The sequence below is a fragment of the Streptomyces sp. NRRL F-6492 genome, from assembly GCF_001280125.1.
Classification (GTDB): domain Bacteria; phylum Actinomycetota; class Actinomycetes; order Streptomycetales; family Streptomycetaceae; genus Streptomyces.
On sequence record NZ_LGEG01000157.1, the window covers coordinates 1 to 351 of the forward strand.

1 rRNA gene is annotated in these 351 nt (G+C 59.3%); it reads left to right on the top strand.

The annotated features are described in order from the left end of the window. Positions 1 to 22 precede the first annotated feature (22 nt). A 23S ribosomal RNA gene (locus ADL08_RS13585) occupies positions 23 to 351 on the top strand; the annotation flags it as partial.

The following is a 351-nucleotide window of genomic DNA, read 5'->3' on the forward strand; positions in this document are numbered from 1 at the left end:
CACAGTGGACGCGAGCATCTGTGGCCAAGTTTTTAAGGGCGCACGGTGGATGCCTTGGCACCAGGAACCGATGAAGGACGTGGGAGGCCACGATAGTCCCCGGGGAGCCGTCAACCAGGCTTTGATCCGGGGGTTTCCGAATGGGGAAACCCGGCAGTCGTCATGGGCTGTCACCCATGCCTGAACACATAGGGCATGTGGAGGGAACGAGGGGAAGTGAAACATCTCAGTACCCTCAGGAAGAGAAAACAACCGTGATTCCGGGAGTAGTGGCGAGCGAAACCGGATGAGGCCAAACCGTATGCGTGTGAGACCCGGCAGGGGTTGCGCATGCGGGGTTGTGGGATCTCT